Origin of the sequence: Stenotrophomonas sp. B2 (genome assembly GCF_014947095.1) — a bacterium.
Taxonomy (GTDB): domain Bacteria; phylum Pseudomonadota; class Gammaproteobacteria; order Xanthomonadales; family Xanthomonadaceae; genus Stenotrophomonas; species Stenotrophomonas maltophilia_P.
In genome coordinates, this window is the sequence record NZ_JADCQA010000021.1 from 1 (window position 1) to 26033 (window position 26033).

Sequence of the window (26033 nt, forward strand, 5' to 3'; positions counted from 1 at the left end):
GGGCCGCCCTGCCGGCGAAGTAAAGGAGGAGGCGACGGTCGAAGGCCGGCGCCGGGGGACATTCGCCGGCAGGGCGGCCCGCCCGCGCGCGGCTTGGGTTCGGTCCCATGCGATGGGCGCAAAAAAAAACCCCGCCGGAGCGGGGTTCTCAACGCACTGTCGAGTGGATCACTCGGCCGGCGTGATGTTCGAAGCCTGGGCACCCTTCGGGCCCTGGGTCACGTCATAGGTGACACGCTGGCCTTCCTGCAGGCTGCGGAAGCCCTTGGAGTTGATGGCGGAGAAGTGCGCGAACACGTCGGCGCTGCCATCCTCCGGCGAGATGAAGCCAAATCCCTTGGCGTCGTTGAACCACTTGACGGTACCGTTCGGCATGGTGATGCGAGACCTTATGCAATGAATGGGTGGTGTACGCTGAACCCGCGTACCGGCTGAGTATGCAAAGCTTGCTCGGCGAAGACAATCACCCCCGTGCCAATTCGCCGATCAGTTCCGGAAGTCCATTGCTCGCCGCCTGCACATTGGCCAGCACTTCGGCCATCGTGATCTCCTCGCCATCACCACAGCCCGCGGCCCAGTTCGCCACGATCGCCAGGCACGCGTAATCCAGTCCCAACTCCCGCGCCAGCGCGGCTTCGGGCATTCCGGTCATGCCCACCAGATCGCAGCCATCGCGCCGCATGCGGGCGATTTCCGCGATGGTTTCCAGCCTCGGCCCCTGCGTCGCACCGTAGCAGCCACCGTCATGGACCGTGACACCCGTCACTTTGGCCGCGGCCAGAATCTTGCTCCGCAGCATCGGCGTGTACGGGTGGCCGAAGTCCACATGCAGCACTTCGGTACCCTCTTCTTCACAGATCGTGCTGATCCGGCCCCAGGTGTAGTCGATGATCTGGTCCGGGCAGGCCAGCACGCGCGGCCCGACCTGCTCGGTGATGCCCCCGACGGTGTTCAGCGCCAGCACGCGCTGGGCGCCGATCTGCTGCAGCGCAGCCAGATTGGCGCGGTAGTTGATCTTGTGCGGCGGCAGCGAGTGGCCCTCGCCATGGCGCGCAAGGAAGGCCACGCGGTTGCCCAGCAGCGTGCCCACGCGCACCGGACCGGAGGGACGGCCGAAGCGGGTCTCGACCTCGTGGGTCTGCACATCGTCGAGCTTGGCCAGGTTGTAGACACCGGTACCGCCGATCACGGCCAGGGCGATCTGTTGCATCGAAAGCACTCCAGAGAAAGACGAACGCCGGCACCCGAGGATGCCGGCGGCGGCAAAGGACGGCCGCGGACGGCCGTGCCTGTTATTCCTTCATCGCGTAGATGGCCGGCACGCAGCGCAGGGTCTCGTTGACGTCCATGCCGAAACCGAACACGTAGCGGTCGGGCAGTTCGATACCGGCGTAGTCAGCCGTCACATCCGGCAGCCCGCGATCGTGCTTCTTCACCGTCATCGCCGCGATGCGCACGTCGGTCGCGCCCTGTTCCAGGCACCAGGTGCGCACGCCCTGCAGGGTGTAGCCCTCATCGAGGATGTCATCGACCAGCAGCACACGGCGGCCGAACAGCGCGGTGGCCGGCTTGTGCTTCCACACCAGGTCGCCGCCGGTGGTTTCACCGCGATAGCGGGTGGCGTGCAGGTAATCGAACTGCACGTCCTGGCCGCGCGCACCCAGCTCCAGCGCCAGCTGGCCGGCGAACGGCAGCGCACCGTGCATGATCGACAGGAACAGTGGCACCTCGCCCTTGTAATCGCGCGCGATGGCGTCGGCGATACCGGCGATGGCCTTGTCGATGGTGGGGCGGTCAACCAGCAGGTCGGCCTGGGCCAGGGCCTGGGAAATGGTGAGGTTCGGCATCAGACGGTTCTTCCAAGGGTTTCAAGCAGACGGGATTGAGTGTCGCCATGGCGGGCGTCGGCCAGCAGGCCATCCCAGCCAAGCGCGCCGCGGCCGAGCAGGCCAAGCAGCGCAGCGGTATTGAGGGAGCGTCCCTGCACCGCGTGCAGGGCTTCATCGACCAGCTCCGGATGGCAGACCAGCACGACGTCGCAGCCCGCATCCAGGTGCGCGTGCACGCGTGCCGCAACGCCACCGGCATGGTGCGAAGCGGCCATGCCGATGTCGTCGGAGAACACCACGCCGCGGAAGCCCAGCTCGCCACGCAGCACCTCCTGGATCCAGCGCGGCGAATAGCCGGCAGGTTCCGGCGCCACCTGCGGGTAGATCACGTGCGCCATCATCACGGCGTCGGCACCGGCGGCAACACCGGCCCGGAACGGCACCAGGTCCTGCGCGCGCAGTTCGTCCAGCGTCCGCGGATCGACCGCGGTATCGACATGGGTGTCTTCCAGCACGGTGCCATGGCCGGGAAAATGCTTGAGAGTGGCCGCCATGCCGGCCGCGTGCATGCCGCGTACGTAGGCCTCGGTGAACGCAGCCACGACCTGCGGGTCTTCACTGAAAGCGCGGTTGCCGATCGCAAGGTTGCCACGGCCCAGGTCGACCACCGGGGCAAAGCTCAGGTCCACGCCACTGGCGCGCACTTCGCTGGCCATCAGCCAGGCGTGCTGCTCGGCCAGCGCCAACGCGGCGCCGGGATCCTTCGCATAGCCGGCACCGATCTCCTGCAGCGGCGGCAGATCGCTGTAGCCCTTGCGGAAACGCTGCACGCGACCGCCTTCCTGGTCGACGCAGATCAGCTGCGGGCGCGGCGCGGCCTCGCGGATCGCGGCGCTGAGCTCGCTCACCTGCTGGCGGGAGGCGAAGTTGCGCGTGAACAGCACCACCCCGGCAACGGCGTCGTGCTGCAGCCAGTCGCGTTCCTGGGGGGTCAGTTCAGTGCCGGCAACGCCGATCAGCAGCATGGTCGTTCTCCACAACGGGCGCCCGCATGGCGCAGTGCCGCATTGTCGCAGAACCGGCCGTTGGACGCAGGTGGGGGCGTCCATCGCGCGCGCCCTCGAAGGATCAGACCCTGCAGCCGTCCGCGCCACAGGCGTCGTCGCCACGGCGCCCCGTTGCCGTGCCCTGCTCCGCCGCGATCTGCCGCAGCGCCTGGGCGAAGGCTTCCGGAGGCTGGGCGCCGGAGATCGCCCAGCGGCCGTCGATGACGAAGGTCGGCACCGAGGAAACACCCAGCGCACGGGCCTGGTCCAGTCCCGCTTCGACCTCGGCCAGGCCGCGTGAGGAGGCCAGCATCTGGGCGATCTCTGCCGCATCCAGTCCGCCTGCCACACCGGCCCGGGTCAGCACCTCTGTGTCCGCCAGATTCTGGCCGTGCTCGAAATGGGCGCGGAACAGCGCCTCTCCGACCGCGTCCTGCACACCGTGCTGGCCGGCCAGCCACAGCAGCCGGTGCGCTGGCAGTGTGGTCACCCGCACCTGGCCCTGGCTGAAGTCCATGGGCAGGCCTTCGCCACGGGCGGTGGCCTGGGTCTGGCCGAGAATCTGCTCTGTGCGCTCGACACCGCCGAATTTGCGCGCATACGCCTCGCGCAGCGGCACCGGCGTGGTGCCCGCATCCGGGTCCAGCTGGAACGGCTGCCAGTGGATGTCGAGTACTGGGGCATCGGCCCCCAGCAACTGCACCCCCTGCTGGAAACGGTGCTTGCCGATCCAGCACCAGGGACAGACCACGTCGGAGTAGATGTCGATTCTCATCCCACCGACATGGGGTCCGGGCGCCCCGAAAAAAGGGGGAACGCCCCTTTCACCAGCGTGAATAGGGATGACTGGCCAGTGCGACGTTGTAGTAGCGCGGGTCGTCGGTGACCTCCGCGCCGGCCCAGTCCGGCAGGACGATGGCCTGCCCGGCGCTTTCCAGCTCGACTTCGGCCACCACCAGGCCGGCGTTGTCGCCCAGGAACTCATCCACTTCCCAGGTCAGGCCGGCATGCTCGACCAGGTGGCGACGCTTGTCGATCAGCCCCCCCACGCACAGCGCCAGCAGCGCGCGCGCATCCTCCACCGGAATCGGGTAATCAAACTCCTGGCGGGTATGGCCGATCGTGCGCGACTTCAGGTTCAGCGCGGCGTGCTCACCTTCGATGCGTACCCGCACGGACGCGTTCTGGCGACCGCTGTCGAGCGCGCCCAGATCGTTGATGTAGCCCTGCGCCATCGGAATCACCCGGTGTGCGGCCGCACGCCAGCCGTCGCTGCTGACGAGGAATTTGCGTTCGATCTCGATGCCCATCGCGCCATTATGCGCGATGGGCATGACAGCGGGTCAGCGCTTTTCGAACACCGCGATGCTTTCCACGTGCGCGGTGTGCGGGAACATGTCCATGGCGCCGGCACTGACCAGGCTGAAGCCCTGCTCGTTCACCAGGTAGCCCGCGTCCCGGGCCAGCGATCCCGGATGGCAGCTGACGTACACGATGCGCTTGAACTGCTTCAACGGCAGCTGCTGCAGCACCTCGATCGCACCCGAGCGCGGCGGGTCCAGCAACAGCTTGTCGAAGCCCTGGCGCATCCACGGCGTGGCGCGCTGGTCCTGGGTCAGGTCGGCGCTGTAGAACTGGGCGTTGCCCAGCCCGTTGCGCTCGGCGTTCTCACGTGCGCGGGCAACGAGGCCCGCGTCGCCTTCCACGCCCACCACCTCGCGCACGCGGCGCGCCAGCGGCAGGGTGAAGTTGCCCAGCCCGCAGAACAGGTCCAGCACGCGCTCGTCCTCACCCGGCTCCAGCAGATCCAGGGTGTGAGCGATCATCTTCTCGTTGAGCTTGGCATTGACCTGGATGAAATCCAGTGGCCGGAATGCCAGTTCGACATCCCACGGCGCCAGCCGGAACGACAGCGGCACGCCCTGCCCGTCCAGCGGATGGACGGTGTCCACGCCACCGGGTTGCAGGTAGATGGCGAATCCGTGCTGCTGGCCGAAGCTGGCCCATGCGGCGCGGTCGGCATCACTGAGCGGCTGCAGATGACGCACGGTCAGCGCGATGGCCTGGTCACCGCCGATGAACTCGATCTGCGGGATGTCGCGCTTGCCGTCGAGCGACTCGATGAAGGTCGACAGCGCCTGCACCCTGGTGCCCACTTCGGGGATCACGGTCAGGCACTGGCTGAGATCGGCGACGAAGCGCGGGTCCTGTTCACGGAAGCCGACCAGGGTCTTGTCCTTCTTCTCCACGCGGCGCACCGAGAAGCGCCCCTTGCGGCGGTAACCCCAGCTGTCGCCGACCAGCGGTGGCAGCACGCGGCCCGGCTTCACGTGACCGATGCGTTCCAGGTTGTCCATCAGCACGCGCTGCTTGGCAACGATCTGCTGGTCTTCATCCAGGTGCTGCAGCACGCAGCCGGCGCAGGTGCCGAAATGCGGGCACTTCGGCGTCACCCGCTGTGGCGAGGCCTGCAGCACTTCCACGGTGCGTGCTTCGTCGAAATGGCGGCTGCGGGCGGTCTGTTCAGCCATGACCACCTCGCCCGGCAGAGCGCCGCTGATGAAGGTGACCTTGCCACCTTCGCCTTCACGGCGGGCGACGCCGCGACCATCATGGCTGAGGTCGAGGATCTCGGTCTGGAACGGGGTACGGTCGATGCGGGAGCGGGATCGGGCCACGTGGCAACAGGCTGCGGGCGAAAATGGGCGCGTATTGTCGCAGATCCTGACCGGCGGGGCCTGCCGCCGCTTGCGCCAGCCGCCGCCGTGCTTGATGATGTCAACCAGCTGACATGGAGGCAGCCCCTGATGCAGATGACCCCGCGGGCCGGTCGGCCCCGCTTCCTGCTTGTCGAGGACGACATCATCAGCCGCGGGTTTTTCAAGGCGGCGTTGGAAACCCTGCCGGCGGACGTCGATACCGCGGACTCCCTTGCCAGTGCCCTGGCAAGCGCCGAGCCCGGGGCTCACGACCTGTGGCTGATCGACGTCAACCTGCCTGACGGCAATGGCGCGCAGTTGCTGCGCGAACTGCGCCGTTCGCATCCGGACACGCCTGCGCTGGCGCATACCGCCGACGGCGACACGTCCATCCATGCGCGCCTGCGTGAGGCCGGTTTCAGCGACACCCTGGTCAAGCCGCTCGGCCGCGACCAGTTGCTGAAGGCGGTCCGCCGCGCCCTGGTCAACTCGCCGGCCGGCATCGCCGTCGCTCCGGCCCCCGCTGCGATCGAGCTGAACGGGCAGGACTGGGACGAGACCGCTGCTCTGGCCGCTCTCAATGGCCAGCGCAATCACCTGATCGCCCTGCGCGAGCTGTTCCTTGCGGAACTGCCGGGCGTCCGCGATGCGGTGGAGCAGGCCGTGGACCAGCATGATGAACGCCAGCTGCGCAGCCAGCTGCACCGGCTGCAGGCAAGCTGCGGCTTCGTCGGTGCCGCACGGCTGGGCCGCGCGGTGCGCCAGCTGCACCACATGCCGGAGTCGGACCTGGCACAAGCGGGCTTCCGCGCCGCGGTAGCGGCACTGCTGCACTGAGGGTTGCCCGGCACGGGTGCGCCCTGCCCCGTCGGATATGGAAATCAATCCGGGGTCAGATCCCTTTCCCTGCGGAAGACGGATCTGCCCCCCGCCCGCCTACCGCCGGGGGGCCAACTGCTCCAGCAGCTCCCAGGACTTCAGCCCCCGCGGCCCCAGGTGGTGCGCCAGCACCCGCCGCATGGGCAGCCGCAGGCTCGCCAGATCGGCAGGCCCCGGCTCCTCGTCGGCCGCCAGCGCCAACAGCGCCGAACCGGTGGCCGCCGCACTGCGCTCTCCACCGCGCTCGCTGAGCAGCCGTTGCGGCCCTTCCTGCGGATCCAGCGCATAACGCGCCGCTGGATCGATCGGCTGACCATCGCTGGCGCTTTCCAGATCGAAACCGAGCCCCAGTGCGGCAAGCAGCTCGCGCTCGAAGCGGCGCAGCGTCCAGGCCAGTCCGGCACCCACTGCCAGCCGCGCGCGTGCCTCGCCGTACGCCAGGTACACCTCCGGCAACGGATCCTGGCGTGGCGCCAGCCGCAGCGTCAGTTCACTCAGGTAGAAGCCGGCCAGCATGGCCTGGCCGACCAGCCGCGGCGCCGCGTCCAGCGCTTCGGCGGCACGCAGCTGCGCCAGTTCGCCGCGCTGCTGTGCGCTGAAGCGGATCCACTGCAGCGGCTGCAGGGCCGCGCGCAACACCTGGCCCTTGGCCGTGGACACGCCGCGCGCAAGCAGGCCGATCCGGCCATGCTCCGCGCTCAGCACCTCCACCAGCAGGCTGGTTTCGCGATAGGCCCGTGCATGCAGCACGAACCCCGTGTCGTCCTCGATGATCACCGAAGCGATCGCCGTGGCTTACTCGTAACCGAAGGCCTTCAGCGCGGCCTCGTCGTCGGACCAGCCTTCACGTACGCGCACCCAGGTTTCCAGGAACACCTTGGCACCGAACAGACGCTCCATCTGCAGGCGCGACTTGGCCCCGATCTCCTTCAGGCGCGCGCCCCCCTTGCCGATCACGATGGCCTTCTGGCCTTCCCGCTCGACCCAGATCACCGCGCCGATGCGCAGAAGATTGCCATCCTCGGTGAAGCGCTCGATCTCCACGGTGGTGGCATAGGGCAGCTCCTCGCCAAGCTGGCGCATCAGCTGCTCGCGTACCAGTTCACCGGCAAGGAAACGTTGGCTGCGGTCGGTGATCTCGTCCTCGCCGAACATCGGCGGGGCTTCCGGCAGCAGCTCCAGCACGTCACGCACCAGGGCGTCCAGGCCGTTGCGCTTCTGCGCCGAGATCGGATGCACGGCGGCGAAATCACGGCCGGCGGTCACCTCCTGCAGGAACGGCAGCAGCGCGCCCTTGTCCTTCAGGCGATCGATCTTGTTGACCACCAGCACCACCGGGATGCCGGCATCGCGCAGCACGTTGAAGGCCAGGCTGTCTTCGTCATCCCAGCGCCCGGCCTCGATCACCAGCAGGCCTGCATCCACGCCTTCCAGCGAGCCGCGCGCGGCGCGGTTCATCACCCGGTTCATCGCCCGCTTCTGCACCTTGTGCAGGCCCGGGGTATCGACCAGCACCAGCTGGCCTTCCGGATAGGTGGCGATGCCGAGCAGGCGGTGACGGGTGGTCTGCGGCCGGTTGGAGACGATGCTGACCTTGGCCCCGACCAGGGCATTGGTCAGGGTCGACTTGCCGACGTTCGGGCGGCCGATGACGGCCACGCTGCCGCAATGATGGGAAGTTTGTTCGCTCACTTGGAATCCAGTTGTTCTAGGACGGCTGCAGCCGCCTGTTGTTCGGCAAGCCGCCGCGAGGCGCCTTCGCCCTCGGTGCTGGCGGCCGGGTCGGCCACGTTGCAGCGTACCCGGAAATGTTTGGCGTGGTCGTCACCGGATTCTGACACCAGTTCGTACTGGGGCAACGCCTTCTGCCGGGCCTGCAGCCATTCCTGCAGGCGGGTCTTGGGGTCCTTCTCGGGGCGGCCGGTGGCCGGCAGCGCCTCCATCGAGGCCGTGAACCAGGGCAGCACGGTCTCCCGGCACGCGTCAAAACCGGCATCCAGGTAGATCGCGGCCACCACCGCCTCCAGTGCATCGGCCAGGATCGAGTCGCGGCGGTGCCCGCCCGACTTCATCTCGCCCGCGCCCAGGATCAGCCGTTCGCCCAGCTGCAGGGTACGGGCGATCACTGCCAGCGCCCCTTCACGCACCAGCTCGGCGCGGGCGCGGGTCAGTGCGCCCTCGTCGGCCTTGGGCCAGCGCTGGTACAGCGCCTCGGCGACCATCATGTTGACGATGCTGTCGCCGAGGAATTCCAGGCGCTCGTTATGCGGCACGCCGGCACTGCGATGGGTCAGCGCCTGCTTGAGCAGCGCCGGGTCGCGGAAGGCATGGCCGATCAGGTCGCCACGTTGGATGAATTTACTGGGCACCGCTTCGGGTCAGGTCCTGGGAAGAATCGAATTTGCCAACCACATCGAGGTTGCCGATCAACGGGCGACGCACTTCGTAGTTGACCTTGAGGGTCCAGCCATTGTCGCGGCGATCGAACTTGACGTTGCCCGGCTTCACGTTGTCCGAGTAGTTGATGTACAGCCGCTTGAAGAACAGATCCTGGATCCGCGCCGGCTCCATGCTGGCCACGCCCGGCTGGCTGGCCAGGCTCTTCATCGCCGAGCGTACCGCGTAATACTCCTGGTACATCGGGAACAGCTTCATGCCGATGTAGATGAAGAAGCCAACCACGACCAGGACCACCAGAAACGAGGTCAGGGTGATGCCGCGCTGCGTGTTCATCGTCTTCATTGCGTTCTCCCCAGATACGCGTTGGATGTGAAAATACTCAGTTGATGCCCGAGCCGATCCGCGACGGCTCGAAACCGTCCTTGCAGAACCAGCCCTGGCAGTTCAGCCAGATCAGGAATGCCTTGCCCCGCAGGTTCTCTTCCGGCAGCAGCCCCCAGAAGCGTCCATCATCGCTGTTGTCACGGTTGTCGCCCATCACCAGGTACTTGCCGGCCGGCACCGTCCACTGGCCTTGGCCACGCGGATAGTCGGTCTCCAGCACGGTATGGGTGCGGCCCGGGAGATGCTCGACCAGCAGGTTGGCGCCCTCGCCCTGGCCCTTGTGGCCGGCGTAGATGCCCTTGTTGTCGTACTTCACCGGCTCGCCGTTCAGCACCAGGCTGTCGCCCTCGAACACCACGGTGTCACCCGGCACGCCGATCACGCGCTTGATGAAGTTCTCGCCCTTGGCCGGGTCGTTGTCGCCGTGGCCCGGGAAGTGGAACACCACCACATCGCCGCGCGCGGGATCACCGACCGGCACGAAGCGGGTATTGGTGATCGGCAGGCGCAGGCCATAGGCGAACTTGTTGACCAGGATGAAATCGCCGATCAGCAGGTTCGGCATCATCGAGCTGGACGGGATCTTGTACGGCTCGGCGATGAAGCTGCGCACGACCAGCACGATCGCCAGCACCGGGAAGAATGCACGCGAGTAATCCACCAGCACCGGCTCGGTGTCGAGCAGGCCTGCACGCTGGGCGCGGCGCCTGGCGAAGTACAGCTTGTCCGCAAGCAGGATCAGGCCCGAGGCCAGGGTCAGCACGACCAGGAGGATCTCAAACAGTTTCATTCAGGGTCCTTTGCAACGTCACCGGACGACCGGCCCCGGAGGGCCGGTGCGGGCTTACTTGTTGTCCATCTGCAGCACGGCCAGGAACGCTTCCTGCGGGATTTCCACGCGGCCGACCTGCTTCATGCGCTTCTTGCCTTCCTTCTGCTTTTCCAGAAGCTTCTTCTTGCGCGAAACGTCGCCACCATAGCACTTGGCCAGCACGTTCTTGCGCATGGCCTTGACCGTGGTACGGGCGATGATCTGCGAGCCGACAGCCGCCTGGATCGCCACGTCGAACATCTGCCGCGGGATCAGGTCCTTCATCTTCTCGCACAGCTCGCGGCCGCGGCGGTCGGCATGGCTGCGGTGGACGATCAGCGACAGCGCATCGACCTTGTCGCCATTGATCAGCACGTCCACGCGCACGAACGGACCGGCATCGAAGCGCACGAAGTGATAGTCCAGCGACGCGTAGCCGCGGCTGACCGACTTCAGCTTGTCGAAGAAGTCCAGCACCACTTCGGCCATCGGCAGCTCGTAGCTGATCTGCACCTGGCTGCCCAGGTAGTTGATGCCGATCTGGCTGCCGCGCTTCTCCTCGCACAGCTTGATGATGTTGCCGATGTACTCCTCGGGGGTGAGTACGTTGGCACGGATGATCGGCTCGCGGATCTCCTGGACCTGGTTCACCGCCGGCAGCTTGGCCGGGTTGTCCATGTTGATGATCGAGCCATCGGTCTTCAGGACCTCGTACACCACCGTCGGCGCGGTGCTGATCAGGTCCAGGTTGTATTCGCGCTCCAGCCGTTCCTGCACGATCTCCATGTGCAGCATGCCGAGGAAGCCGCAGCGGAAACCGAAGCCCATCGCCTCCGAGCTTTCCGGCTCGAAGCGCAGCGCGGCATCGTTCAGGCGCAGCTTGTCCAGTGCCTCGCGCAGGTCCGGATAGTCCTCGGCGTCGACCGGGAACAGGCCGGCGAACACGCGCGGCTGCATTTCCTGGAAGCCCGGCAGCGGCTTCGGTGCCGGATCACCGGCCAGGGTCAGGGTGTCGCCCACCGGCGCACCATGCACGTCCTTGATGCTGGCCGTGACCCAACCCACCTCACCCGCGCGCAGCGCCGGCAACACCTTGCGCTTGGGGGTGAACACGCCGACGTTGTCGACCTGGTGGTTGCGGCCGGTGGACATCACCTGCAGCTTGTCGCCGGCCTTGATCTCGCCCTGCATGACGCGCACCAGCGAGACCACGCCGAGGTAGTTGTCGAACCAGGAGTCGATGATCAGCGCCTGCAGCTTGTCGGTATCACGCGGCTGCGGCGGCGGAATGCGATGGACGATGGCCTCCAGCACGTCCTGCACGTTCAGGCCGGTCTTGGCGCTGACCGGCACGGCGTCGCTGGCGTCGATGCCGATCACGGCCTCGATCTCGGCCTTGGCGCGCTCGATGTCGGCCGTAGGCAGGTCGATCTTGTTGATCACCGGCACCACTTCCAGACCCTGCTCCACCGCGGTGTAGCAGTTCGCCACCGACTGCGCTTCCACGCCCTGGGCAGCATCGACCACCAGCAGCGCACCTTCACAGGCGGCCAGCGAGCGGCTGACTTCATACGAGAAATCGACGTGGCCCGGGGTGTCGATGAAGTTCAGATGATAGGTCTGCCCGTCCTTGGCCAGGTACGGCAGCGATACCGACTGCGCCTTGATGGTGATGCCACGCTCGCGCTCGATCGGGTTGGAGTCGAGGACCTGCGCTTCCATCTCGCGGGCCTGCAGGCCACCACAAAGCTGGATGATGCGGTCGGCCAGCGTGGACTTGCCGTGGTCGACGTGGGCGATGATGGAGAAGTTGCGGATGTTCCGCATCGAATCAGATGACATAGGTGGCGGCGGCGCGCGGCGTCGTCAGGGTAACGGTGGATTATCGCACGCCCGGGGCCCGCCCGCGAAAGGCGCCTCGCCGGGCCAGGGCCGGAACGACCGAAGCCCCGCCTGAGCGGGGCTTCGGGGGGGCAGCGGCTGCCGGAGCAGCCCCGGTCCTTACTCGCCGGCCTTGACCGCCACGAAGGCGCTGTTGCCGTTGCCGGTGCGGACCAGCAGCATCACCACATCGCCCTTCTTGTAGCTGGACAGCGCGCGGTTCAGCGACTCCACGCCGCTCACCTGGGTGCTGGCCACCTGCAGGATCACCATGCCCGGGGACAGGCCGGCATCCCGGGCACCCTGCCCCTTGACGCCGGTGATGCGCACGCCCTCGCCCGATTCCAGGCCCAGCTGCTTACGCTGCGGCGCGGTCAGATCGCTGACGTCCAGGCCCAGCAGGGCATTGGCACCACTCTGCGGAGCGGCATCGGCCCTGGCGGTGGCGGGGCTGCGGGCGCTGGCCTGGTCATCCTCGGCCAGCGCGGTCAGGGTGGCGCTCAGGTCGCGCGCCTTGCCGTCACGGATCACGCCCAGGGTGACCCGGCTGCCCGGGGCCATGGCGCCGATCAGCGGCGGCAGATCGGACCAGCTGTTGACCGGTGCGCCGTTCACGGTGCGGATCACATCCCCCACCTTCACACCGGCGCGGGCGGCCGCCGAATCCGGCACGATCTGGTTGACCAGCGCACCCCGGCTGTCCGGCAGGCCCATGGCCTGCGCCTTCAGGCCGTCGATCTCCTGCACCACCGCGCCCAGCTGGCCGCGGGTGACCCGGCCGGTCTTCTTGATCTGTTCGACCGCGCTCATCGCCAGGTCGATCGGAATCGCGAAGCTGATGCCCATGTAGCCACCGGACGCAGAGAAGATCTGCGAGTTGATGCCGACCACTTCGCCCCGGGTGTTCAGCAGCGGACCGCCGGAGTTGCCCTGGTTGATCGCCACGTCGGTCTGGATGAACGGCACGTAGCGCTGGTCCGGGCCGCCGGTGCTGCGGCCGAGGGCGCTGACCACGCCGGCGGTGACCGAGTGGTCGAGGCCGAACGGCGAGCCGATCGCGACAACCCACTGGCCCGGCTTCAGGCTGTTGGAATCGCCGACACGGACCGTCGGCAGGTTCCTGCCTTCGATCTTCAGCAGGGCGACGTCGTACTGCTGGTCGCTGCCCACCACCTTGGCGGTGAACTCACGGCGATCGCCCAGCTTGACCTTCACCTCGCTGGCGTCGGCAACCACGTGGTAGTTGGTCAGCACGTAGCCGTCGGGCGAAATGATGAAGCCCGACCCCATGCCGCGGCCCTTGATGCTGGGACCGCCGTCGGGGCCACCCGGCCCCTGCCCCGGCATCGGGAAGTCCGGGCCGAAGAAGCGACGGAAGAACTCGGGCATGTCGTCGTCCCCCATCGGCCCACGCGCCTGGCGGTTGCTGCGGACGATGGTGGTGTCGACGTTGACCACGCCCGGGCCGACCTGCTCGACGAGGTTGGTGAAATCGGGCAGGCCGGTGACCAGCGGCTGCGCCGGAGCGCGCGGCGCGGCCGCGGCCGCGGCCGGCGCGGTCTGGGCAGCCGGGGACGGCGCCTGGGCACAGGCCACCAGCGGCAGGGTCAGGGCCAGCAGGCCGATGGCCTGCGTGCGGAATCGGGGAGTCATCGGACGGCAACCTCCGGATCGGATGGAAGGGAGAAGAAGGGCCCCGCGATCGGCGGGGCGTGGCGGCACCCGGCTCAGTCGCGCGGGCGGGGCGGCGGCGGCAGGTCGTCCTGCAGGCGCGGCTCGAAGGGATAGAACGTGGCGCTGTCAGCATGCGCCGGGAAGCTGGCGTTGAGCGCGCCCCCCGCGGCCGGAGCCAGGCTGGAGCGCGGCCACGGCCGGGCCTGCAGGCCGGCCACCTCGCCGAACGGCAGGTTGCGGCTGGCACCGGCCGGCACGGTCGGCACCAGTGGTGCTTGGGCCGCAGCCATGGCCCGCTGCGCCCCGTCGTCACGCTGGGCCACCCGCGCAGCCTGCTGGCCGCGGGTGGCACTGGCGCTGGCGCGGCGTGCGTCCTGGCGACGGCTGGCGGCCAATGCGGCCGCCGGAACACTGGCCACCGCCACCACCGCCGGATCGACCGAGGCTTCGGTCACCGTCGCGGGCGATACCGGTGCCGGCGGCAGCTCGGCCTGGCTGGCCACCACCTGGGGTGCCAGCGGCTCTCCGGGAGGGGTCTCCTTCAGCTTCTCGCCGCCGATCAACAGGGCCACCGCAGCGACCGAGGCAGCCAATGCGGCACCGCCCCCCCAGGTACGCCAGCCACTGCGGCGCACCTGCCGGTCCTGAGGCCCGGACCGGGGCGTGGGTTCGGCGGCGATGGCAGAGGCAACCGCGGCGCTGAAGCCGGCGGGCGCAAGCACCGAGGCCTGCCCGCGCATCACGTCGCCCAGCAGCTGCCAGCGTTCCTGGCAGCCGGCCAGTTCCGGGTCATGCTCCATGCGGCGCAGCAGGAAGCGGGCCTCGTCGGCCCCCAGCTCGCCATCGACCAGGGCCGACAGCTGTTCCCGATGGCGCTGGTCAAGCCGCAGCCCGGCCGGCGATTTATGATTCTGCGATTCGTTGAATGGATGACTGGTCATACGCGGCTCTTCTCGCGGGTGGCGCTGCCGATGTCCAGCAGCGGCCGGAGTTCGGTGTCGATCGCCTCGCGCGCCCGGAAGATCCGAGAGCGCACGGTGCCGATCGGGCACCCCATCTTCTGCGCGATTTCCTCGTAGCTCAGGCCTTCCACCTCGCGCAGGGTGATCGCCGACCGGAGTTCTTCCGGCAGCGCGTTGACGGCCTTCATCACTGTCTGTTCCAGCTCCTGGCGCATCAACTCGCGTTCGGGCGTGTCGGTGTCGCGCAGGCGCGTGCCGCTGTCGAACTGTTCGGCATCGCCGATGTCGATGTCATCGGTCGGCGGGCGTCGATTGTGTGAAGCCAGGTAGTTTTTGGCGGTGTTCACGGCGATCCGATGCAACCAGGTTGAGAACTGGGCATCGCCACGGAAGCTTCCGATCGCGCGGTAGGCGCGTATGAAAGTGTCCTGGGCGACGTCCTGACATTCACTCCAGTCGGCGATGTAGCGACCGACCAGGGCCACGACCCGATGCTGATACTTGCGCACCAGTACATCGAAAGCCGCGCTCTCGCCGCGCTGCACGCGCCGGACCAGTTCCAGATCCAGCTCCTGTGGTGTTTCAACCTCGGCCATGGGGGGCCGCACTCCTGTCAGCCCAACCGACGTCGGGCAATGAGACTGCCAATCCCGGGAAAAGTTCAGTCGCCGATCACCCGGCGCCGCACCAGCTTTTAACCACTGTTCCGTTAGCGTTCTGTTCCACGGCCATGGATCCGGAACCGCCACTCCCCTGCTATAGGGATTTGACGCGGGGGAAACAACCTCTGGATCATAGCCGCTTCTCCATACACAACCGGATGGAACGTCCATGCTCTCAGGCTTCGATGGTCTCCGCTTCAGCCACTGGCACCCCGAGATCCGCGACGACGGCGTGGTGGTCCTGTCCCTGGATCGTCAGGACAGCAGTGTCAACGCGATGTCGCAGGACGTGCTGCTGGAGCTGGGCGATCTGCTCGAACGCATCGCGCTGGATCCGCCGAAGGGCGTGGTGATCCAGTCCCTGAAGAAGGCCGGCTTCATCGCCGGCGCCGATCTGAAGGAATTCCAGGAGTTCGACCGGCGCGGCACCGTCAACGATGCCATCCGTCGCGGCCAATCCACCTACCAGAAGCTGGCAGAGCTGCCCTGCCCGACCGTTGCAGCCATCCATGGCCACTGCCTGGGTGGCGGCACCGAGCTGGCCCTGGCCTGCCGTTACCGCGTGGCCTCCAACGACAGCAGCACCCGCATCGGGCTGCCGGAAACCCAGTTGGGCATCTTCCCCGGCTGGGGTGGCAGCGCGCGCCTGCCGCAGCTGGTCGGCGCCCCGGCGGCGATGGACATGATGCTGACCGGCCGCACCCTCTCGGCCTCGGCCGCGCGTGGCATCGGCCTGGTCGACAAGGTGGTGGCACCGGCGGTGGTGCTCGACACCGCCGTCGCACTGGCGCTGGCCGGCACCACGCGGCCGTTCAAGCAGCGTGCGCTGGCATGGGCCAGCAACACCTGGCTGGCGCGCAAGGTACTGGCACCGCAGATGATCAAGCAGGTCGCGCGCAAGGCGAAGAAGGACCAGTACCCGGCGCCCTATGCACTGATCAGCACCTGGCAGCGCAGCGCCGGCAAGCCGGTGCAGGCCCGCCTGGATGCCGAACGCCGCGCGGTGGTCAAACTGGCCAGCACGCCGACCGCGCGCAATCTGATCCGCATCTTCTTCCTGACCGAGCGCCTGAAGGGTCTGGGCGGCGGCGATTCCGGCATCCGCCACGTGCACGTGGTCGGCGCCGGCGTGATGGGCGGTGACATCGCCGCGTGGGCGGCCTACAAGGGCTTCGAGGTCACCCTGCAGGATCGCGAGCAGCGCTTCATCGATCCGGCGATGGAACGCGCGCAGGCACTGTTCGCCAGGAAGGTGAAGGACGAGAGCAAGCGTCCGGCGGTGGCGGCGCGGCTGCGGGCGGATCTGGAGGGCAAAGGCGTGGCCGCCGCTGATCTGGTGATCGAGGCGATCATCGAGAACCCGGAGGCCAAGCGCGCGCTGTACCAGACGCTGGAGCCGGGCATGAAGGCCGATGCGCTGCTGACCACCAATACCTCGTCGATTCCGCTGGTGGAACTGCGCGACCACATCCAGCGCCCGGCGCAGTTCGCCGGCCTGCACTACTTCAATCCGGTGGCACAGATGCCGCTGGTGGAAATCATCCATCACGACGGCATGGCGCCGGAGACCGAGCGCCGTCTGGCAGCGTTCTGCAAGGCGCTGGGCAAGTTCCCGGTACCGGTGGCGGGCAGCCCGGGCTTCCTGGTCAACCGCGTGCTGTTCCCGTACATGCTGGAGGCGGCCACCGCCTATGCCGAAGGTATCCCGGGCCCGGTGATCGACAAGGCAGCGGTGAAGTTCGGCATGCCGATGGGCCCCATCGAGTTGATCGACACGGTCGGCCTGGATGTCGCCGCCGGCGTGGGCCGCGAGCTGGCGCCGTTCCTCGGCCTGCAGATTCCGGCGGCACTGCAGACGGTGGAAGCCGACAAGCGCGGCAAGAAGGATGGCCAGGGCATCTACACCTGGGAGAACGGCAAGCCGAAGAAGCCGGATGTCGCCAGCGACTACCAGGCCCCTGCGGACCTGGAAGATCGCCTGATCCTGCCGCTGCTCAACGAGGCCGTGGCCTGCCTGTACGAAGGCGTGGTGGCCGATGCGGACCTGCTGGATGCGGGCGTGATTTTCGGCACCGGATTCGCGCCGTTCCGCGGGGGTCCGATCCAGCACATCCGCGCGGTGGGTGCCGATGCGATCGTCGAGCGCCTGAAGGCGCTGCAGCAGCGTCACGGTGACCGCTTTGCCCCGCGCCCGGGCTGGGACAACCCTGCCCTGCGCGAACCAGTGGTGTGATGTGATCGGCCGGGCCTGCGGCCCGGCACCCGCAGAGGCAACGTCAAGTTCCACAGCAGAAGCCAGAGCCAAAGCGGCTCTGGCTTTTCTGTTTGTCGGGCGGGGCGGTGTCGGGTTGCGGGGACGCCGTAAACCCGTCCCTGGGGGCTTGGCCGCGGCATCCATGCCGCGGACACCCCGCAACCCGACACCGCCCCACCCCCGACAGTTTCCCGGTGACGGTCGGTGAATCTCGATTCCGGTGTGGATCACTGCGAACTGGTGGGTGTCGACCTTGGTCGCCACCAGGAGCGAAGCGACCGGCGTTTGATGTTGATTTTCTTTTTTCTTCTCCGTGGCTGGACGCACACGGAAACTGTCAGGGGCCGGGGGGGGGGGGGGGGGGGGGGGGGGGGGGGGGGGGGCGGGGGCGGCCCGGGCCCCCCCCCCCCCCCGTGTGTGGTTTGCGGGGGGGCCCCCCCCCCCCCCCCCCCCCCGGCCCAAACACTGACTCGCATCCTGACCCGCATCCAGCAACCCAGCCACGAGGGGCTGCGCCGTTGGCTGGAACACCCTGTTACCCGCATGGGGCATGTGCCCGTCACGGCCGCATGCCATGCTGGCACTCTTGATCCCTGCCAGCGAGACGCCCGCATGACCACCATCATCGCCCCGCGCGTACACGACATCGGCGGCCTGGAAGTCCGCCGCGCCGTCCCCACCCTGCAGGCCCGCAGCATCGGTTCGTTCGTATTCGTCGACCAGATGGGCCCGGCCGTCCTTACCGCAGGTACCGGCATCGACGTGCGTCCTCATCCGCATATCGGCCTGGCCACCGTCACCTTCCTCTGGTCCGGCGCCATCGGCCACCGCGACACGCTCGGCTCGGACCAGGTGATCCGTCCCGGCGACGTCAACTGGATGACCGCCGGCCGCGGCATCGCGCACTCCGAACGCACGCCCCCGCCGGAGCGCGGTCACGACCATCCGATCCACGGGATGCAGACCTGGGTGGCATTGCCGAAGTCGCACGAGGAAGTGGAGCCGGCGTTCTATCACCACGCCGCCGCGACCCTCCCGGAGCAGCGCCGCAACGGTGCCTGGCTACGCGTGATCGCAGGCCGTGCCTATGGCGAGGAGTCGCCGGTGAAGGTCTTCGCCGACACGCTCAATGTAGCCATCGACCTCGATCCCGACGCGGAGATCGACATCGATGACGGCCACCGCGAGCGGGCGCTGTACATCCTCGAAGGCCAGGCGCAGCTGGATGGCGTGGACATCCCGGCGCAGCACCTGGTGATTCCCGAGGCCGGCGCGCGCGGCCGGCTGCGCGCGAAGACCCCGCTCAAGGCCATGCTGTTCGGCGGCGAACCGCTGGATGGCCCGCGTCACCTGTGGTGGAACTTCGTCTCCAGCTCCAAGGAGCGCATCGAACAGGCGAAACAGGACTGGGAAGCCGGCCGGTTCGGCAGCATTCCCGGCGACGACAAGGAGTTCATCCCGCTGCCGCAGTACTGAGCATCGCGCGCTGCACACACCCTGAGGTGTATCCCTGCACCGGCCTTTGACGCTATCGTCACTCGCCGGTCACTGAAATGTGACCTGTTTCACATTTTAGTTCATCAAAGGAGTGCAGTTCATGAGCATGGGTAAACGCTTGGCCGCCGAGTTCCTCGGCACTTTCTGGCTGGTTCTGGGTGGCTGTGGCAGTGCGGTACTGGCTGCCAAGTTCGGCGGCGACGGCAATCCGCTGGGCATCGGCTTCCTGGGCGTGGCACTCGCGTTCGGCTTGACCGTGGTCACCGGCGCCTACGCGTTCGGTCACGTGTCCGGCGCGCACTTCAATCCGGCAGTCAGCGTGGGCCTGTGGGCCGGCGGCCGCTTCCCGGCCCGCGACCTGGTGCCGTACATCATCGCCCAGGTCGCGGGCGGCCTGCTGGCCGGCTTCATCCTGCTGCAGATCGCTTCGGGCGCCAGCGGCTTCGCCATCGACGGCAGCCAGGCCGGGGCCTTCGCCAGCAATGGCTACGGCGCGCTGTCGCCCGGCGGGTACAGCGTGGCGGCCGCCTTCCTGTGCGAAGTGGTGCTGACTGCGGTATTTCTGGTCGTGATCATGGGCGCCACCCATGGCAAGGCACCGGCAGGGTTCGCTCCGCTGGCGATCGGTCTGGCATTGACCCTGATCCATCTGATCAGCATCCCGGTCACCAACACATCGGTGAACCCGGCTCGGTCCACCGCCGTGGCGTTCTTCGCCGGCAGCGGCGCGGTCGGCCAGCTCTGGCTGTTCTGGGTCGCCCCGCTGCTGGGCGGCATGATCGGCGGCATCATCTACAAGTGGGTCGGTAACGACCGTTGAGCGCTGCCCGGACCATTGCGGCCGACAGTCGGCCGCAATGGTTACGGTTGTAACCGCAATTTGTGCGGGCACTCACGTTCCGTTAAGGTCTGTTTGACCGCCCGTGCACATGCCGGGCGGGGATGGCATCCGGGGATGGGATGCCACGGCCGCCAGCAGCATGGCGGCGTCACACGACACGCCACCTTGGGGGATGCATGAAGTTCGCGCCTGTTGTCCTGTCGAGCCTGTTGTTTGCTGCGGCCCAGGCCGCCGCGCAGGCACCCGCCGAATGTCCTTCGCTGCCGGCGAGCAGCGGCCTGAAATGGCAGCAGCAGGTGCAGTCGGACTTCCTGCTCTGCCGCGCCAGCACCGAGGATGGACGGGAAGTACTGAGCCTGATGCTGAGCGCACGCGATCCGGCGATTCCGCTCAGCCGCTCGCTGCGCCAGGAAAAAGGCAGTTTCGCCGGCGAGTCACTGTACTGGTACCAGCCCGATCTGGGTGGACAGCAGCCGCCGGGATACGCCGAACGACGCATCAGCGTGATCAAGCTGGACAAGGGCCGCTATGCGCAGATTGCCCTGTACCCGGGCAGCACGCAGGAACTGGGGTCGCTGCAGCAGCTGGCGCAGGGCATGAGCCTGACGCCTTCAGCCGTGGCCGCCGGACGTTGACGGTGACGGGGATGACTGCCTGGCAGCATCCCCGCCGGATCCGACGCATTGGCGGCAACGCCGGGCATGGCCTGATGGACGTCCTTTACGCGTGCTGTGCCGAAGAGCCGCCGGGCATGGCCCGGCGCTACCGACCTCTTCCGCCGGGCATGGCCCGGCGCTACCGGCTTCCTCCTGGGGGGCGGCGTCGGCCCTCAGAACCTGCCTTCCTGGAAATCGACGAAGGCCTGCATCAGTTCCTGGCGCGTGTTCATCACGAACGGGCCATGCCGCATCACCGGCTCCCGCAGTGGCCGGCCGGCCACCAGAATCAGCCGCGCCCCTTCGCTGCCAGCCGAAACGTGCAGCTGTTCACCGCCACCGAGCACCGCCAGTTCCTGGCGCGCCACATCACGTGCGGCATCCTGCTCGCCGACCGTGATCGCGCCCTCGAAGACATAGGCAAACGCGTTGTGGCCTTCCGGAAGCGTGTAGGTCCAGGCACGATCGGCCTCGAGGCGGACGTCCAGATACAACGGATCGGTGGCCGGCTGCACGATCGGGCCGGTGGTGCCATCGACAGTACCGGCGATCACCTTCACCTCCACACCCGGCTCCGGCTGCACCACCGGGATGCGTTCCGGCGCGAACTCCTGGTACTTCGGGTCCGTCATCTTCTCGCGCGCGGGCAGGTTCACCCACAGCTGGAAACCGCGCATCTGCCCGCTTTCCTGTTCCGGCATCTCCGAATGCACCAGGCCCCGGCCTGCAGTCATCCACTGCACGCTGCCCGGGGTCAGCAGGCCCTCGTTGCCGTGGTTGTCGCGGTGGCGCATGCGTCCGTCCAGCATGTAGGTGACCGTCTCGAAACCGCGGTGCGGATGCTCCGGGAAACCGGCGATGTAGTCTTCGGCGCGGTCCGTACCGAATTCATCCAGCAGCAGGAACGGATCCAGATCCGGCAGCGTCGGGCCGCCGATGACACGGGTCAGGCGCACGCCGGCGCCGTCGGACGTGGGCATGCCACGGATGGTGCGCAGGACGCGGACCGGTTCGGGAAGGCTCATGGCGACTCCTGTTGGATGGATGCCACTGAAGATGGACGCCGCGGCGCCGTCCGCCAATGGATGACGCCGCAACCGATTGTTCCATCCCTGGTGTTCGCCGGGCGTCATGCCGGCGGTTCCGCGACACGGATGTCTGCCCGCAGCCCATGCCGCACACGCGGTCACCACCTTCGTACGACCAAAGTACTACCGCCGATGGGCCCCGCACGCATTGACCCTGTAAAGGGCACGCGGGACTCTTTGACTGTCTTTCCGGGAGAGAGCACCTCATGAAAGGGTTTGCCAAACTGGGTTGGGCGGCACTCGCCCTGCTCGGCGCGTTCTGTCTGGGCACCGTGGCCTTGCGCCGCGGCGAACACATCAACGCGCTGTGGATCGTCGTCGCCGCTGTTTCGATCTACCTGATCGCCTATCGCTTCTACAGCCTGTTCATCGCCAACAAGGTGATGCAGGTGGATCCGACCCGGGCTACGCCGGCGGTGATCAACAACGATGGCCTGGACTACGTGCCGACCAACAAGCACGTGCTGTTCGGCCACCACTTCGCGGCCATCGCCGGCGCCGGTCCACTGGTGGGCCCGGTGCTCGCGGCGCAGATGGGCTACCTGCCCGGACTGCTGTGGCTGGTGGTGGGCGTGGTGCTGGCCGGTGCGGTACAGGACTTCATGGTCCTGTTCCTGTCCAGCCGGCGCAACGGCCGCTCACTGGGCGATCTGGTCCGCGAGGAAATGGGACAGGTGCCCGGCACCATCGCGCTGTTCGGCGCGTTCCTGATCATGATCATCATCCTGGCGGTGCTGGCGATGGTGGTGGTCAAGGCGCTGGCGGAAAGCCCGTGGGGCATGTTCACGGTGATAGCCACGATGCCCATCGCGATCCTGATGGGCATCTACATGCGCTACATCCGGCCGGGCAAGATCGGCGAGATCTCGGTGGTGGGCCTGGTGCTGCTGCTGGCCGCGATCTGGTACGGCGGCAAGGTTGCTGCAGATCCGGTGTGGGGCCCGGCCTTCACCTTCACCGGCACGCAGATCACCTGGATGCTGATCGGCTACGGCTTCGTCGCTTCGGTGCTGCCCGTGTGGCTGTTGCTGGCACCGCGCGACTACCTGTCGACCTTCCTCAAGATCGGCACCATCGTCGCTCTGGCCATCGGCATCCTGATCGTGATGCCCGAGCTGAAAATGCCCGCACTGACCCAGTTCGCCGCCAGTGGCGATGGCCCGGTGTGGAAGGGCGGCATGTTCCCGTTCCTGTTCATCACCATTGCCTGCGGCGCGGTATCCGGTTTCCACGCGCTGATTTCCTCGGGCACCACGCCGAAGCTGCTGGCCAATGAATCGCACATGCGCTACATCGGCTATGGCGGCATGCTGATGGAATCGTTCGTGGCGGTGATGGCGCTGGTGGCTGCGTCGATCATCGATCCGGGCATCTACTTCGCGATGAACAGCCCGGCGGCGGTGATCGGTGCCGATGCGGCGTCTGCCGCGCACTACATCACCAACACCTGGGGCTTCACCATCACGCCGGAACAGCTGACCGCCACGGCCGCCGCGATCGGCGAACCGACGATCCTGCACCGCGCCGGTGGTGCTCCGACGCTGGCGGTGGGCATCGCAATGATCCTGCATGAAGCCATTCCCAGCGGCAGCGACGCGATGATGGCGTTCTGGTACCACTTCGCCATCCTGTTCGAAGCGTTGTTCATCCTGACCGCCGTGGATGCGGGCACCCGCGCAGGCCGCTTCATGCTGCAGGATCTGCTGGGCAACTTCATTCCGGCGCTGAAGAAGACCGAGTCGTGGACGGCCAACATCATCGGCACGGCCGGCTGCGTGGCGCTGTGGGGCTACTTGCTCTACACCGGCGTGGTCGATCCGTTCGGCGGCATCCAGACCCTGTGGCCGCTGTTCGGCATCTCCAACCAGATGCTGGCCGGTATCGCGCTGATGCTGGGGACGGTGGTGCTGTTCAAGATGAAGCGTGACCGCTACGCGTGGGTGACCGCGGTACCGGCCACCTGGCTGCTGATCTGCACCACCTATGCCGGCTTCATCAAGATCTTCGACAGCAACCCGGCGCAGGGCTTCCTGGCGCAGGCGCACAAGTTCCAGGCCGCCATCGCCAGCGATACCATCACCGCACCGGCCAAGTCGGTGGCGCAGATGCAGCAGATCGTGGTCAATGCCTACGTCAACACCGGCCTGACCGCGCTGTTCCTGCTGGTGGTGGGTGCGGTGCTGACCTATTCGATCCGCACGATCCTGGCCGCACGCCGCAATCCGCAGCGCAGCGACCGCGAGACCCCGTACGTGGCGCTGAAGCCGCATGAAATGGTGGATCTGTAATGAGCACGCAACTGGTTCCCGTTGGCCAGTACCAGGCGCACCGCCGCGTGTGGCGACGCCTGGTGCAGACCGCACGCCTGTGCTGTGGCATCCCTGATTACGACAACTACGTCCGGCACATGCTGGAGAAGCATCCGGACCAGGAACCGATGGACTACAAGACGTTCTTCCGCGAACGTCAGGAAGCGCGGTACGGCGGACGCAACGGCGGACGCTGCTGCTGAAAGGCATGACGGTGCTGGATCTGTTGTAGATCCACGCATCGCATTGAGTCCGGGGTCAGATCCGTTTCCTCCGGGAAACGGATCTGACCCCTTCTCTGCTCATGGGTCGGCATGAAGTGCATCCACGCATGGCGTGGATCTGCCGCAGATCGCGGGAAAGCGCAGCCATAGCGACCCGCGCTCAGCCGTTGGCCATCCACTTCAGGATCAGGCCGGTGACATAGGCCAGCCCGGTGCCGGTGGCATAGCCCACCGTGCCGAGCAGCACGCCGACCGGTGCCAGTGTCGGATGGAAGGCCGCAGCCACCACCGGCGCCGATGCCGCCGCACCGATGTTGCCCTGCGAACCAATGGCGAAGAAGAACAGCGGTGCACGGACCAGCTTGGCCACGGCCCACAGCACCAGCACGTGGGTCGCCATCCAGATCGCGCCGAGCAGGAACAGCCACGGCCGATCCAGCAGCGACAGCAGGTTCATCTGCATGCCGATGCAGGCGATCAGGAAGTACAGGAACACCGTGCCCAGGCGCGAGGCACCCGCCGCTTCCAGACGACGTGCACGGGTGAAGCTCAGGCCCAGGCCCATCGCGGTGGACAGCAGGATCACCCAGACGAACTGGCTGTCCAGGCTGAACTGGCTGGCCCAGCTCACGTTGGCCTTGAACCAGCCCGACAGCGGCGCGGCGATCGCGTGCGCCAGGCCGACACCGCCCAGGGCAACGCCGACGATCACCATCAGGTCGGTCATGCTGGGAATACGCGCGTTCTGCGCTTCATAGGCGCTGATGCGCGCCTTCATCTCGTCGATGGCACGGGTGTCGGCACCGTTGCGCGTGTCGATCTGCTGCGCGCGGTTGGCCAGGAACAGCAGGATCGCCATCCACAGGCTGGCGCAGGCCACGTCGACCACGGCGAACTGGCCGAACGTGGTCGCATCGGTACCGAACACTTCGCGCATCGCGACCATGTTGGCGCCGCCGCCGATCCAGCTGCCGGCCAGTGCGGCCATGCCGGCCCAGGTATCACCGGCGACCGTTTCCGGGTGGATCAGTTTCATCACCTGGAACGAGACGATGGCGCCGAGCATGATGCCGGCGGTACCGGCACAGAACACGAGCAGCAGCTTCGGGCCGAGCTTGATGACCCCTTTGAGGTCGATCGACAGGGTCAGCAGGACCAGCGCGGCCGGCAGCAGCACATCGCGTGCGACCGGGTTGTACAGCGACGTGTTGTGGCCATCGATGACACCGGCGGTGTTGTAGATGGCCGGGATGAAGTAACACAGCAGCAGGGCCGGCACCCAGGCGAAGATCTTCTTCAGCAGCGGGGTGGGACCACTGGCGGCCCAGAAGATCAGGGCCAGGGTGGCGGCAATCAGGCCCAGGCCAACGATATCGTTGCTGATCAGGGCAGTAGCGGGTTCGGTCGGCATGGGATCCTCTGTCGATCGAAAGAGCGGAAAAAAAAGCGCCGCATAAGGCGGCGCGGGTCGAGATTAACACCCTCTTCACGGCGGGTCATGCTGCAGTGCCGGCCTCGCCTTTCCCGAAACGGAGCGTGTCCATGCAACTGGGTGCCTTCTCGGTCAGCCTTTCGGTCAAGGACCTGGCCGCCTCCCGCGCGTTCTATGAGGCGCTGGGCTTCTCGGTCACCGGCGGCGATGCGACGCAGAACTGGCTGGTGCTGCGCAACGATGGTGTCGTCATCGGCCTGTTCCAGGGCATGTTTGAAGGCAACCTGTTGACCTTCAACCCGGGCTGGGACCAGCACAAGCAGGAACTGCCGCGTTTCCAGGACGTCCGCGAACTGCAGGCAGCGCTGGATGCGCAGGGTATCGCGCTGCAGGTCCGGGCCGATCCCGACAGTGAAGGCCCCGCCTTCCTGCAACTGATGGATCCGGACGGCAACGTGATCCTGGTCGACCAGCATGTGCCGAGGCCGAAGGCCTGACCCCGCGA

At 67.2% G+C, this 26033-nt stretch carries 26 protein-coding genes; 8 read left to right on the forward strand and 18 right to left on the reverse strand.

Features of this window, described 5'->3' with window-relative positions:
• Positions 1 to 168 precede the first annotated feature (168 nt).
• The 7 genes from IMX13_RS18195 to rlmD form a co-directional block, all read right to left on the reverse strand.
• Positions 169 to 375 (reverse strand): cold-shock protein, encoded by a 207-nt coding sequence (locus IMX13_RS18195; RefSeq protein ID WP_005410590.1) that lies wholly within the window; start codon positions 373 to 375, stop codon positions 169 to 171.
• A gap of 88 nt (positions 376 to 463) precedes the next feature.
• Positions 464 to 1210: an S-methyl-5'-thioinosine phosphorylase gene (locus IMX13_RS18200; protein ID WP_053520226.1), complete on the reverse strand. Its 747-nt coding sequence runs from the start codon at positions 1208 to 1210 to the stop codon at positions 464 to 466.
• Positions 1211 to 1292: 82 nt separating this feature from the next.
• Positions 1293 to 1847 carry a hypoxanthine-guanine phosphoribosyltransferase gene (locus IMX13_RS18205; protein WP_053520227.1) on the reverse strand — a complete coding sequence of 185 codons (555 nt, stop codon included), beginning with the start codon at positions 1845 to 1847 and terminating at the stop codon, positions 1293 to 1295.
• Complete coding sequence (gene nagZ / locus IMX13_RS18210; RefSeq protein WP_111186713.1) at positions 1847 to 2854, reverse strand: beta-N-acetylhexosaminidase; 1008 nt, start codon at positions 2852 to 2854, stop codon at positions 1847 to 1849. Before nagZ ends, IMX13_RS18205 begins: the two co-directional genes overlap by 1 nt.
• Before the next feature lie 103 nt (positions 2855 to 2957).
• On the reverse strand, positions 2958 to 3650 hold the full coding sequence (locus IMX13_RS18215; RefSeq protein ID WP_193396920.1) for a DsbA family oxidoreductase: 693 nt from the start codon (positions 3648 to 3650) through the stop codon (positions 2958 to 2960).
• A gap of 49 nt (positions 3651 to 3699) precedes the next feature.
• Positions 3700 to 4185 (reverse strand): CYTH domain-containing protein, encoded by a 486-nt coding sequence (locus IMX13_RS18220; RefSeq protein ID WP_053520230.1) that lies wholly within the window; start codon positions 4183 to 4185, stop codon positions 3700 to 3702.
• Between the two features lie 33 nt (positions 4186 to 4218).
• Positions 4219 to 5553: a 23S rRNA (uracil(1939)-C(5))-methyltransferase RlmD gene (rlmD, locus tag IMX13_RS18225; protein WP_111186714.1), complete on the reverse strand. Its 1335-nt coding sequence runs from the start codon at positions 5551 to 5553 to the stop codon at positions 4219 to 4221.
• A gap of 129 nt (positions 5554 to 5682) precedes the next feature.
• Here rlmD and IMX13_RS18230 point away from each other — a divergent pair, with 129 nt between their 5' ends.
• The gene (locus tag IMX13_RS18230) at positions 5683 to 6411 is read left to right on the forward strand and encodes a response regulator (RefSeq protein ID WP_053520232.1); all 729 of its coding nucleotides are present in this window, start codon (positions 5683 to 5685) and stop codon (positions 6409 to 6411) included.
• Positions 6412 to 6510: 99 nt separating this feature from the next.
• Here the strand turns inward: IMX13_RS18230 and recO are convergent, their stop codons facing one another.
• The 9 genes from recO to rpoE form a co-directional block, all read right to left on the reverse strand.
• The gene (gene recO, locus IMX13_RS18235) at positions 6511 to 7230 is read right to left on the reverse strand and encodes a DNA repair protein RecO (protein WP_053520233.1); all 720 of its coding nucleotides are present in this window, start codon (positions 7228 to 7230) and stop codon (positions 6511 to 6513) included.
• A gap of 18 nt (positions 7231 to 7248) precedes the next feature.
• Positions 7249 to 8145 (reverse strand): GTPase Era, encoded by an 897-nt coding sequence (gene era, locus IMX13_RS18240; protein ID WP_053520234.1) that lies wholly within the window; start codon positions 8143 to 8145, stop codon positions 7249 to 7251.
• On the reverse strand, positions 8142 to 8822 hold the full coding sequence (gene rnc, locus IMX13_RS18245; protein WP_053520235.1) for a ribonuclease III: 681 nt from the start codon (positions 8820 to 8822) through the stop codon (positions 8142 to 8144). The genes era and rnc overlap by 4 nt, the downstream gene beginning before the upstream one ends.
• Positions 8812 to 9195 carry a DUF4845 domain-containing protein gene (locus IMX13_RS18250; RefSeq protein ID WP_053520236.1) on the reverse strand — a complete coding sequence of 128 codons (384 nt, stop codon included), beginning with the start codon at positions 9193 to 9195 and terminating at the stop codon, positions 8812 to 8814. Before IMX13_RS18250 ends, rnc begins: the two co-directional genes overlap by 11 nt.
• Before the next feature lie 37 nt (positions 9196 to 9232).
• The gene (gene lepB, locus IMX13_RS18255) at positions 9233 to 10027 is read right to left on the reverse strand and encodes a signal peptidase I (protein WP_053520237.1); all 795 of its coding nucleotides are present in this window, start codon (positions 10025 to 10027) and stop codon (positions 9233 to 9235) included.
• Between the two features lie 54 nt (positions 10028 to 10081).
• Positions 10082 to 11875, reverse strand: coding sequence for a translation elongation factor 4 (gene lepA, locus IMX13_RS18260; RefSeq protein ID WP_065174904.1), 1794 nt, complete (start codon positions 11873 to 11875; stop codon positions 10082 to 10084).
• A gap of 174 nt (positions 11876 to 12049) precedes the next feature.
• A complete protein-coding gene (locus tag IMX13_RS18265) occupies positions 12050 to 13582 on the reverse strand; it encodes a DegQ family serine endoprotease (protein ID WP_065174839.1) in 1533 nt (510 codons plus the stop codon).
• Between the two features lie 74 nt (positions 13583 to 13656).
• The gene (locus IMX13_RS18270; RefSeq protein WP_193396921.1) at positions 13657 to 14544 is read right to left on the reverse strand and encodes a sigma-E factor negative regulatory protein; all 888 of its coding nucleotides are present in this window, start codon (positions 14542 to 14544) and stop codon (positions 13657 to 13659) included.
• On the reverse strand, positions 14541 to 15161 hold the full coding sequence (gene rpoE / locus IMX13_RS18275; protein WP_065174837.1) for an RNA polymerase sigma factor RpoE: 621 nt from the start codon (positions 15159 to 15161) through the stop codon (positions 14541 to 14543). The genes IMX13_RS18270 and rpoE overlap by 4 nt, the downstream gene beginning before the upstream one ends.
• A 235-nt stretch (positions 15162 to 15396) precedes the next feature.
• Here rpoE and IMX13_RS18280 point away from each other — a divergent pair, with 235 nt between their 5' ends.
• From IMX13_RS18280 to IMX13_RS18295, 4 genes are all read left to right on the forward strand, one after another.
• Positions 15397 to 17460, forward strand: a complete 2064-nt coding sequence (locus tag IMX13_RS18280) for a 3-hydroxyacyl-CoA dehydrogenase NAD-binding domain-containing protein (RefSeq protein WP_193396922.1) — start codon at positions 15397 to 15399, stop codon at positions 17458 to 17460.
• Positions 17461 to 18093: 633 nt separating this feature from the next.
• Positions 18094 to 18957, forward strand: coding sequence for a pirin family protein (locus IMX13_RS18285; protein ID WP_053518997.1), 864 nt, complete (start codon positions 18094 to 18096; stop codon positions 18955 to 18957).
• Positions 18958 to 19078: 121 nt separating this feature from the next.
• The gene (gene aqpZ / locus IMX13_RS18290; RefSeq protein ID WP_080375317.1) at positions 19079 to 19798 is read left to right on the forward strand and encodes an aquaporin Z; all 720 of its coding nucleotides are present in this window, start codon (positions 19079 to 19081) and stop codon (positions 19796 to 19798) included.
• A 197-nt stretch (positions 19799 to 19995) separates the two neighbouring features.
• A complete protein-coding gene (locus tag IMX13_RS18295) occupies positions 19996 to 20454 on the forward strand; it encodes a hypothetical protein (protein WP_053518999.1) in 459 nt (152 codons plus the stop codon).
• Positions 20455 to 20648: 194 nt separating this feature from the next.
• Here the strand turns inward: IMX13_RS18295 and IMX13_RS18300 are convergent, their stop codons facing one another.
• Positions 20649 to 21500, reverse strand: a complete 852-nt coding sequence (locus tag IMX13_RS18300) for a pirin family protein (protein ID WP_065182659.1) — start codon at positions 21498 to 21500, stop codon at positions 20649 to 20651.
• A gap of 269 nt (positions 21501 to 21769) precedes the next feature.
• On the opposite strand from IMX13_RS18300, the gene IMX13_RS18305 reads away from it, so the two are divergent.
• Positions 21770 to 23851: a carbon starvation CstA family protein gene (locus IMX13_RS18305; RefSeq protein ID WP_053519002.1), complete on the forward strand. Its 2082-nt coding sequence runs from the start codon at positions 21770 to 21772 to the stop codon at positions 23849 to 23851.
• Positions 23851 to 24075, forward strand: a complete 225-nt coding sequence (locus IMX13_RS18310; RefSeq protein WP_053519004.1) for a CstA-like transporter-associated (seleno)protein — start codon at positions 23851 to 23853, stop codon at positions 24073 to 24075. Before IMX13_RS18305 ends, IMX13_RS18310 begins: the two co-directional genes overlap by 1 nt.
• A gap of 181 nt (positions 24076 to 24256) precedes the next feature.
• On the opposite strand, the gene IMX13_RS18315 is transcribed toward IMX13_RS18310, so the two are convergent.
• Positions 24257 to 25507 carry a DUF819 family protein gene (locus IMX13_RS18315; protein ID WP_053519007.1) on the reverse strand — a complete coding sequence of 417 codons (1251 nt, stop codon included), beginning with the start codon at positions 25505 to 25507 and terminating at the stop codon, positions 24257 to 24259.
• A gap of 131 nt (positions 25508 to 25638) precedes the next feature.
• Here IMX13_RS18315 and IMX13_RS18320 point away from each other — a divergent pair, with 131 nt between their 5' ends.
• Complete coding sequence (locus tag IMX13_RS18320) at positions 25639 to 26025, forward strand: VOC family protein (RefSeq protein ID WP_193396923.1); 387 nt, start codon at positions 25639 to 25641, stop codon at positions 26023 to 26025.
• The last annotated feature ends 8 nt before the right edge of the window (positions 26026 to 26033 follow it).

Excerpts from the sequence above, each read along its gene's own strand:
- IMX13_RS18220 (WP_053520230.1), bottom strand. The coding sequence starts at position 4,185 with ATGGGCATCGAGATCGAACGCAAATTCCTCGTCAGCAGCGACGGCTGG.
- IMX13_RS18305 (WP_053519002.1), top strand. The coding sequence starts at position 21,770 with ATGAAAGGGTTTGCCAAACTGGGTTGGGCGGCACTCGCCCTGCTCGGC.
- IMX13_RS18230 (WP_053520232.1), top strand. The coding sequence starts at position 5,683 with ATGCAGATGACCCCGCGGGCCGGTCGGCCCCGCTTCCTGCTTGTCGAG.
- IMX13_RS18280 (WP_193396922.1), top strand. The coding sequence starts at position 15,397 with ATGCTCTCAGGCTTCGATGGTCTCCGCTTCAGCCACTGGCACCCCGAG.
- IMX13_RS18215 (WP_193396920.1), bottom strand. The coding sequence starts at position 3,650 with ATGAGAATCGACATCTACTCCGACGTGGTCTGTCCCTGGTGCTGGATC.
- IMX13_RS18285 (WP_053518997.1), top strand. The coding sequence starts at position 18,094 with ATGACCACCATCATCGCCCCGCGCGTACACGACATCGGCGGCCTGGAA.
- aqpZ (WP_080375317.1), top strand. The coding sequence starts at position 19,079 with ATGAGCATGGGTAAACGCTTGGCCGCCGAGTTCCTCGGCACTTTCTGG.
- IMX13_RS18320 (WP_193396923.1), top strand. The coding sequence starts at position 25,639 with ATGCAACTGGGTGCCTTCTCGGTCAGCCTTTCGGTCAAGGACCTGGCC.
- IMX13_RS18265 (WP_065174839.1), bottom strand. The coding sequence starts at position 13,582 with ATGACTCCCCGATTCCGCACGCAGGCCATCGGCCTGCTGGCCCTGACC.
- IMX13_RS18300 (WP_065182659.1), bottom strand. The coding sequence starts at position 21,500 with ATGAGCCTTCCCGAACCGGTCCGCGTCCTGCGCACCATCCGTGGCATG.
- IMX13_RS18195 (WP_005410590.1), bottom strand. The coding sequence starts at position 375 with ATGCCGAACGGTACCGTCAAGTGGTTCAACGACGCCAAGGGATTTGGC.
- IMX13_RS18200 (WP_053520226.1), bottom strand. The coding sequence starts at position 1,210 with ATGCAACAGATCGCCCTGGCCGTGATCGGCGGTACCGGTGTCTACAAC.
- IMX13_RS18270 (WP_193396921.1), bottom strand. The coding sequence starts at position 14,544 with ATGACCAGTCATCCATTCAACGAATCGCAGAATCATAAATCGCCGGCC.
- IMX13_RS18315 (WP_053519007.1), bottom strand. The coding sequence starts at position 25,507 with ATGCCGACCGAACCCGCTACTGCCCTGATCAGCAACGATATCGTTGGC.
- IMX13_RS18310 (WP_053519004.1), top strand. The coding sequence starts at position 23,851 with ATGAGCACGCAACTGGTTCCCGTTGGCCAGTACCAGGCGCACCGCCGC.
- rpoE (WP_065174837.1), bottom strand. The coding sequence starts at position 15,161 with ATGGCCGAGGTTGAAACACCACAGGAGCTGGATCTGGAACTGGTCCGG.
- IMX13_RS18295 (WP_053518999.1), top strand. The coding sequence starts at position 19,996 with ATGAAGTTCGCGCCTGTTGTCCTGTCGAGCCTGTTGTTTGCTGCGGCC.
- IMX13_RS18250 (WP_053520236.1), bottom strand. The coding sequence starts at position 9,195 with ATGAAGACGATGAACACGCAGCGCGGCATCACCCTGACCTCGTTTCTG.
- lepA (WP_065174904.1), bottom strand. The coding sequence starts at position 11,875 with ATGCGGAACATCCGCAACTTCTCCATCATCGCCCACGTCGACCACGGC.
- lepB (WP_053520237.1), bottom strand. The coding sequence starts at position 10,027 with ATGAAACTGTTTGAGATCCTCCTGGTCGTGCTGACCCTGGCCTCGGGC.
- nagZ (WP_111186713.1), bottom strand. The coding sequence starts at position 2,854 with ATGCTGCTGATCGGCGTTGCCGGCACTGAACTGACCCCCCAGGAACGC.
- IMX13_RS18205 (WP_053520227.1), bottom strand. The coding sequence starts at position 1,847 with ATGCCGAACCTCACCATTTCCCAGGCCCTGGCCCAGGCCGACCTGCTG.